Below are 8,774 nucleotides of genomic sequence, written 5' to 3' on the forward strand. Positions count from 1 at the left end.
TGATGAGAAGTTGAGCCCAGTGGTGCCGAATGCGAGACACGGGTTACCGTCCCGTCTACCCTCGCGAACTAAGGCGTTTGAGGCAGTAGGTCAGTCAGGCGACGGAGTTCGTGTGCGGGCGGTCGTGCACGGTAGAGATCGGACGCGACCACGCTGCGGGTCAGTGTCGGCGGGCTCTTCTACGGTTAGCGGGGCCAGCGCGGGGTTGGTCGCTAGTGACAAACGGATGGGGACGGATGACCGACGGGGGCGAAGCCCAGCACGTGACGCGATCTGAGTTGTTGACGATCCGAGAGGAGTCCTGGAGCCAGCCGCTCGCCTCTGTTTCCTTGGTAGCTGAATGCATCGCCAATGCGGAGGAGACGGAACAGACCCTCGAGGTCATGGGAAGCCTCTTCCGAGAGCGGACCGGATCTCAACGTGGCCGGCTGCTTCGCCGCTGGCCGGCTGTGCACGTGATGGCGACGACCATGGTTGCGACCTCCTACTACGACGGCTCGTTCTGGCCAACGCTGGCTGAGATGGCTGGTATCGAGCAAACCCAGGCGATGCAATCAGAATGGGGCGGTGCCTATCTCGATAATTTGAGGACGCTCGGGCTGCCCACCTTTTCAGACAGCGATGACGCTGGTTCGCGATACGTGGGTCGGGTGCTCATGCACTCGGGCATTCCCACCGTCTGCCTTGGAGACTTTTTTCGCACCCTGAGCGAGCAGCGCAGCGCGATACCTGGGCTGACCTCCGAAGAGTTCGTCGGGTGGTCGGGCACAGCGAAGCTATACAACGTTGATAAGCCAGTAGTCCGATTCCTTCGATACGGCGGCGAATACGCTGTCGACGTCGTCGACCGGAGTTTCGAACTTCTCGACATGGTCTCTAGCGGAGGCACCGGTCAAGACGCACTGCTGCCGCAGCGGTTCCGCGAGGCGGCGTACGAGCTTCACCTCCGCGGGCAGATTGTCAGAGCAGCAAGACGTCGTGGCGGCCATTCCAGCGCAGAGGCCGACTCGCAACCCGTCCTCTCACTCGATCCTTACGGCCGCGGGGTCTTCCTCAAACTCCCGGCGGTCAGTGAGGCGCCCGATGGTCGAGCGGTGTGGTCAGTGACCATGGATGATCACAGCACGAGGGTCGAAACGAAGGCGCTCTGGCCGGGCTCCCTCGAGCCTGCGCCCCCCACTGCCGTGTCGATCTCCTCCCCGGTCCGAGAAGCCACAACGACTCTTGAGGGTTGGGAGCACCTGGTCACCCGGCTTCGGGTCGTGGATGACCAACTTCCCCTTCTCGCATTCGACACAAGCGGCGCACAGCTTCCGCCGGGGTTGGCTTGGCGGGCTCAGTCTGCTTGGTTGCTCTTCCCAGAAGCTGAGCAGCGCCTTGTCGTCAGCGGTGACTTGGAAGAAATTTATCGGGGGACATTGCCCCCAGGATGGGCGGGATGGTCGCTGGTCCTGGCTGATCTCTCTGCAGTTGATTCTCTCTCTGTGGAGGGATCGGTCAGGCAACAGCAAGTTCGACGCAACTTCTCGGCGTCGATTGAGCTGGACAAAGCTGAGCCAGTCCCTGGAATTCAGACCGAGGGGGGCGAAGCTGTGTGGCCGATCGTTCCAGGAGTGACGCTCCCCGAGGAGGCTGGGCCTGATGCGGAGTGGCAGGTCTCGATCCTTGATGGCACCGGGGCAGTGCTGGCCAGCGCCAAGTACTTCGGAGGCGGCGACGCAACCGACATCTGGGACGAAATCGAGGGACATCTTCTCGGGACGTACACGGTTCGAGTACGCGGCCCTTGGGGAAAGGGTTGTACTCGAACGTTCACCCTCGTTGAGGGCCTAGAGACGCAGATAAGCCCTCCCTGGCGTCGGCTGGCAGAGGGCGGATTGGTCACGGCCTCGGTCGAGGTGACTGGTCCGGAGGCCCTGCAGATTGAGGGTCGGCTTATCGAACTCAAGAGCGATCGGGCCAAGGCATCGGTGCGGATGAGGAGTCAGGGCGGCTGGCGGTCCTTCGTTGTAGAACCCCCGCATATGTCTGTGATGTACCAGACTCCGAGCACGAACTTGGGGCCTGCGGTGAATCCCATCGCCCTGTACGCCGAAGACATATGTGACGGTCCCGGCACCTTCATCGTTAGCGTTGGCGCAAACGCTGAGCCACGGCTCCACGTGAGGTCGGGCACTGAGCATCTCCAAACGGTCGAACCCGCCGCCGTCGCTCGCCAGGGCATGCATCGATTCGACTTCGCCAGACTGGTCGACACGCTCGGCCAGCATCCTCAGGTGACCGTCAGCTTGGACGAAGCGGGACTGCTGAGTGTGGCTACGATCCGCCCTCGCCGGTTGTCGTCCGGAGCTGAGATCCATGACGCCTGTGTGGTGTTCTCCGACGCCGTCGATGTGCCCGGCTTGACTGCGCTTGTCTACCTGACCCGAGCCCCTTGGCGTGGGGGTCACTCCCTGCCTGTCATCGACGGTCGGGCCGCTCTGCCGCCGGCCCTCCAGAACTCAGGGCCCCTGCGGGTTGGCTTGCGAGTCGATGATCCATGGGTCCCCGAGCCGATCCTCGCTTGGCCAGAGCTTGGCAGTGCCCGCTTCTGCGACTCGGAGGGATGGCTCACCGATGGCGATGAGGAGGAAGTGGCACTATCAGCCTTCCTCGCTGGCGTGGCGCCGTTGCCGGAGGCGATCCGAGATCTCTCGCGCCTATGGACTGTTCACAGCGTTCTCTCTTCGCTGCACCTGGAAGAACGCCGGAATGTTATCCACAACGACGTGAAACGCTTGCTCCGTCGGGATCCGACCGCATCCATGCAGGCGCTGGCAGCAGGGAAGTTGGACGTCGACCTACAACCGCGGGTCATGATTGAAACGGGCCTGGTGTGTGCCCCGTTGAACACCGACCCTGACCGCGATGGAACTGCCTGGTCCCGGAGAGAGATGTTGGCGTCGGCGCTGTTGGCTCCCTCGGCACGGGAGGCTGCCGAAGCGACCCTGGGAGAGATCTACCAGCACTTAATGGAGGGATCCGATCCCTTCCGTGAGGTGGGTGCCTTCACCGAGAGCGCCGACATGATGGCGCTGATGTCGGCGGAGCAACGCCGAGACCTCACCAAGGCTGCGGCCTTTGTTCCCTCCGGCCTGCTGAGTAGCGACTCCCGAGCTACTGCAGCAATGCAGCTCTTCGAGGCACGTAAAGACGAGCGGCTGGCCTCGATAAGAGTAAATGCGCACAAGGTTGTCGAGCAGGCCGGCAGACTGTTCTCGCCGGGATTGTCTGACTGCCCCGAGGGCATCGCCGCGCTCAACGCCCGACGGCACCCAACGAGCTCCGGCGGTTGGCGCGCGTTCCCGGCGGTCTCCATTGGCTTGGCCTTCGCAGCACGGCTCGCATCTCGCGGAGATGAAGCCGCCACACACTGGTTGATGAGCAACCAACTGCGTCCATGGGCGGATCTTGCTGCCGTCGCGCCAGATCTCGTAACGATCGATCTGATCGTTGCCGAGTTGACTCTCCACGCAAAGGAACGCGTCCAATGAGCGGCAACATCAACGCTGTCGGAACGGCCACCGACATCAAGGACACCTACCGGCGCTACCTGCGGAGCCTGCTCGCGGTTCGGGACCCCGCCATCGCCCAAGCGTTAACCACGGCCATCGATGAGTCGCCCATGCTCGACAAGGGCCCCTACCTAGAAGCGACGCCGCCTTATGCCAACGGGCGAACCCTGCGCCAACTCATCGATGACGGGGTGATGGCTCCCGGGTTTGCCGGACTCGACAGCGCGGCGCTGCCGCTGGACCGTCCGCTCTATACCCACCAGGAACGCTCAATCCGGAAGGTGTCGGAGGGTCGAAACGTCATCGTCGCGACCGGCACGGGCTCCGGTAAGACCGAGTCGTTCCTGCTGCCAATTCTCGATTCGTTGGTGAGGGAGCAGGCCGAGCGTGGCCTCGACCCGGGCGTCCGAGCTTTGCTGCTCTACCCGATGAATGCCCTGGCCAACGACCAGATGAAGCGTTTGCGACAGGTTCTAGCGAACTACCCCGCGATCACGTTCGGTCGCTACACCGGCGACACCGCTCAGGATCCAAAGAAGGCCCGAGAGCGGTTCCAGGATCTGAACATCGGCGAGCCGATGCTGCCCAATGAGCTCTTGAGCCGCGAGGAGATGCGCCAGGCCCCTCCCCACCTCCTGCTCACCAACTACGCGATGCTTGAGTACTTGCTGATCCGACCGTTGGACCTTGATCTGTTCGGTAGTCAGGATCGGGACAGATGGCGATTCATCGTGGTCGACGAAGCGCACGTTTACGACGGAACGCAGGGTGCCGAGATCGGCATGTTGCTGCGCCGCGTTCGTGACCGGGTCGCGCCCGATCGGAACCTCCAGTGCATCGCCACTTCTGCCACGGTGGGCGGCGATACCAATCCGGACGAGGTCACCAAGTTCGCGTCGAACCTGTTCGGCGAGACGTTCGAGTGGGTCGAAGGTGATCCGCAGCGCCAGGACCTGATCCTGGCCGAGCGCCAAGCGTCTCCATCCGAGCGACTCTGGGGACCGTTGAGTTCCGAGGACTACACCTCGCTCGCGGCTGCCGGCGATCCTGAGCAGGCGATCACCGCCGCTGCGACACGAGCCGGTTTCAGCGTCGCCGATGCTGCAACAGCACTGTTACATGAGCGATCGGTCGTGACCCTTCGCCAGGTCCTTTCCGGGCTGCCGCTCGGCTTCGACATCGTCGCGGCCAAGGTTTTCCCGGGAGAAGCAACGGCCCGGGAAGGGCTCGCCGCCCTGGTGGATCTCGCCAGCACCTTCACCGCGCACGACGGGACGACCGCACTCTCAGCTCGGTACCACCTCTTCCTCCGGGCTACTGAGGGTGCATTCACCTGCCTGTCGCCGCAGGGACCGCACGTGCACCTGGCCCGTCACGATTCATGCGCGGAGTGTGCCGCTCCAGCGTTCGAGATGGGGTCATGCAAACGCTGCGCCGCTGTTCACCTGATAGGTCAGGTCCAAGCAGAGGGCGGCCACTACCGCCTGCGTCCTCGCAAACCAACCGGTGGCAACACCTGGCTGGTGTTGGGTGACCAGCGGGGTGAGATCGATGAAGACGAAGAAGCCGTCACCGACGAAACCACCGACCTTGACGGGGACGAAGGTGTCCTCTGCACTGCGTGCGGGGCCCTCGGCCCAGCGGGTGTTTCCTCGTGTCCGGACAAAGCGTGCGGGTCCACTGCCGTCCGCCCCGTTCGGCGACTGAAGAAGCGTGGCGAGGAGATCGCTGGCTGTGTCGTGTGTGGAGCTCGTGGGAGCGGGACGGTGCGGATCTTTGAGACCGGGCCGGACGCGAGTGGCGCTGTGATCACGACGTCGCTCTACCAGAATTTGCCAACCAGCGATCAGCCGGCCGAGGCCGCCCTTCCCGGCGCAGGTCGCAAGCTCTTGATGTTCAGCGACAGTCGCCAGGCTGCGGCCTACTTCGCGCCCTACCTGGAGGACTCCTACGGAAAGCTTCAACAGCGACGACTGATGGTGCAGGGCTTGGCCAAAGCTGGCGCGACCCACAGTCCTGCTTCGGTCGAGGACGTGGTCTTCCAGACTCGCGCCGCAGCGGATGCCGTTCAACAGTTCCCCTGGAAGTTGACCGCCCAGGACAAGGCGAGACGTGTGGCGCCCTGGGTGATGGCTGAGGCGCTCGCCACCGATGACCGGCAATCACTCGAAGGCCTCGGTCTGGTGAGGATCGACCTCGCACGAGACCCCGCCTGGCCGGCTCCGCCGCCGTTGCTCGCGCTTGGCCTGACTGGAGAGGAAGCGTGGAGCTTCGTTTCCGAGTTGCTGCGCACGCTGCGGCAGCAGGGCGCCATGACCATGCCCGATGAGGTCCCGCCAGATCACGAAATCTTCAAGCCGCGACTCGGCCCGATCCGCGCTCGGGAAACGGGCCCTGAAGCGGTGAAGAAGGTACTTTCCTGGCTCCCGGGGAAGGGAACGAACAAGCGCATCGCTTACACGAAGCGGGTACTCGCATCCTTGAATTCAGATGCGGATCCGCATGAGCTACTCAGGGGTGTCTGGAAGTTCCTGACAGCCGAGCAATCGCCGGTCGAGTGGTTGGAGCGCACCACCCACAAGGCCTTGGGGACCACCTATCAGATCGATCACCGACTGCTGAGATTCCGCTGGGTGAGTCCGGACGAACCGGTGTATCGCTGTGACCGTTGCCGGAGGGTGGCTCCGGTCAGTGTTCGCGGGGTGTGCCCGGCTTTGGCCTGTCATGGAGAGCTGCAGGTCCTGGCAATAGTGCCGCCCGAGGAGGAGACAGACCACTATCGAGCGGTCTACCAGTCGATGTACCCGGTGCCGCTTTCAGCTCTGGAACACACCGCGCAGTGGAGCACCGAGCGCGCCGGCGAGATCCAGCACCAGTTCATCAAGGGCGAGGTCAATGCCCTGTCGTGTTCGACGACCTTTGAGTTGGGCGTTGACGTAGGCGAGCTGCAGGCGGTGTTCCTGCGGAACATGCCGCCCACGACTGCCAACTACGTCCAGCGCGCCGGGCGAGCGGGCCGGCGTGCGGGTGCTGCGGCGCTGGTCGTCACCTACGCGCAGCGGCGCTCCCACGATCTGACGCGGTACGCCGAGCCGGAGATCATGATGGCCGGGTCGATTCGATCGCCGTACGTCCCTCTCACCAATGAGCGGATCGATCGCCGACACGCCTACTCCGTCGCGTTGTCCGCGTTCTTTCGAAGTCATTTCGAAACTACAGGCCAGATTTGCAGGTCGGCTGCAGACTTCTTCCTCCCGGGCGACAACGGTTCTGAACCCGTGGTGGACCTCATCGAGGGCTACCTCACGCCTGTTCCGGCCGGGATCACAGCATCTTTGATGCGGATCCTCCCGCTAGAAGTGCATAGTGCCATCGGTGTGGAAGACGGTGGATGGGTGCTTGGCTTCAAGGATCTACTGGACAAGGTCAAGGCCCAACTGTCCGAAGACGTGAAGCTCCTCGCGGATCTTCGAGATCAGGCAGCAGAGGGGAAGAAGTATCAGCTGGCCGAGCGATACCAGAAGGTCTCCAAGACGCTCGAGAAGCGAGACCTCCTGGGCTACCTCGCCAATCACAACCTGCTGCCCAAGTACGGCTTCCCCGTGGACTCGGTTGAGCTGCGCACGGCCTACAGCGACGAGTCGCACGGAGTCGGCCAGCTGCTGGACCTGTCGCGAGACCTGGCCCAGGCGATCTTTGAATACGCGCCCGGCGCGACGCTTGTCGCGGGCGGCAAGCTGTGGACTTCGCGGGGTATCTACCGGCTACCAGGACGTGACCTGGTCGAATACGAGTACCGGGTGTGTTCGCGTTGTAGCGGCTTCTGGCATGCGCTGGCGGGGCTCTCAGGTGACTGCCCGCACTGCCAAGAACCGAACACGGGTGTAGCGCGCCGGCTCACAGTCCCGGAGTACGGCTTCGTCGCGGCCAAAGAAACAGCTCGACCGGGACCACGTCCCCCGCGGCGATCGTTCAGCGGCGCGGTGCACGTCCTCAAACCCTCGCCGGAGGTGCGCGAAGGTGTCGTCACCCGCCCCGGTGGGACCGTCAGGACCCACGTCGGCCCTCGGGGGACGATGATCGCGGTGGCCGACGGGCCCAGTGGTATGGGGTACTGGATCTGCCAGTGGTGTGGCCACGGTGCCTCACGGATGGAGCACGCGAAAAAGCCTCCCAAGCACGACCACCCGATGCGGCACACGGCCTGCCACGGACCCGCCGATCTGTTGGACCTGGCTCACAGTTACGAAACGGACCTGCTGACCCTCGAGATCGAGGTGCCAGGACTCCCCACCACCCAGGACGCCTGGAAGGCCGTTGTCTACGCACTCTTAGAGGCCGCGTGCGAAACCCTTGAGCTGGCCCGCGACGACATCGGCGGAACGCTGAGCCCAACAGGCGAGAACGCGTGGTCACTCGTGTTGTACGACTCCGTTCCAGGAGGCGCGGGGCACGTCCTCATGGTGGAGGCCAACCTCGAGCGTGTGATCGAGGCGGCTCTGAAGCGGGTTGAGAATTGCGAGTGCGGACCCGAGACCTCTTGCTATGCCTGCCTGCGTAGCTACAGCAATCAACGAGATCACGACGTGCTCTCCCGTGGCGCGGCCGCTGCGGTGCTTGCCAGACTCATCGACCCCACCGGCGCTTCGCCGGCGCTGCCGAGCGCCGAGGTCAGCGGATTGCCGGGGGAGTGGCGAGAGGCCTACGACGGGGCACTGCCTTCAGAGCGAGACCTGTTGCGGGACCTGGCTATTGCCGGTGTGCCGCTGCCGACGTTGGGAGTCGAATCGGCGGATGGCATCCCCATTTCGATCAGCTGGCCGAAGCAGAAAATCGCCTTGGGTCATGGGCTCGTGGAGGAAGACATCATCGAATTAGCCGAGGAGGGTTGGGTCATCGCTGGCCCTGATGCTGCGGAGGTGGTGGAGGCCTTGTCGCTGCCCCGGGAGTAAGGACCTGCCCTCGCCTCCGATGGCGGTCGCGGCCGCGCACCTTTTGCCGAACGCTCTATCCGTAAACCCGAAGGAAGATATGAGTACTTGGCGGTCGACCATGCATCCCAGCGGGATGAGACGAATGGGCGAACGCCAGCGTTCTCAGGGCTATGGTCGGGCATCGTGATGACCTCGGAAAACATGGCTACTGCTGACCAATTCGCGGCACCTGGGTCAGTGCTCGAGATTCGCGACGAGACTTGGTTGGTCACGCGTACCGAGCGCG

At 63.6% G+C, this 8,774-nt stretch carries 2 protein-coding genes; both read left to right on the forward strand.

The genetic code is table 11. The features are described 5' to 3' along the window. Positions 1–236 precede the first annotated feature (236 nt). Positions 237–3,533 (forward strand): hypothetical protein, encoded by a 3,297-nt coding sequence (locus ACYVLV_RS16275; RefSeq protein ID WP_460811453.1) that lies wholly within the window; start codon positions 237–239, stop codon positions 3,531–3,533. Beyond that, positions 3,530–8,506 carry a DEAD/DEAH box helicase gene (locus ACYVLV_RS16280; RefSeq protein ID WP_460811454.1) on the forward strand — a complete coding sequence of 1,659 codons (4,977 nt, stop codon included), beginning with the start codon at positions 3,530–3,532 and terminating at the stop codon, positions 8,504–8,506. The genes ACYVLV_RS16275 and ACYVLV_RS16280 overlap by 4 nt, the downstream gene beginning before the upstream one ends. Positions 8,507–8,774 lie beyond the last annotated feature (268 nt).

The organism is Nocardioides salsibiostraticola, from assembly GCF_054783655.1.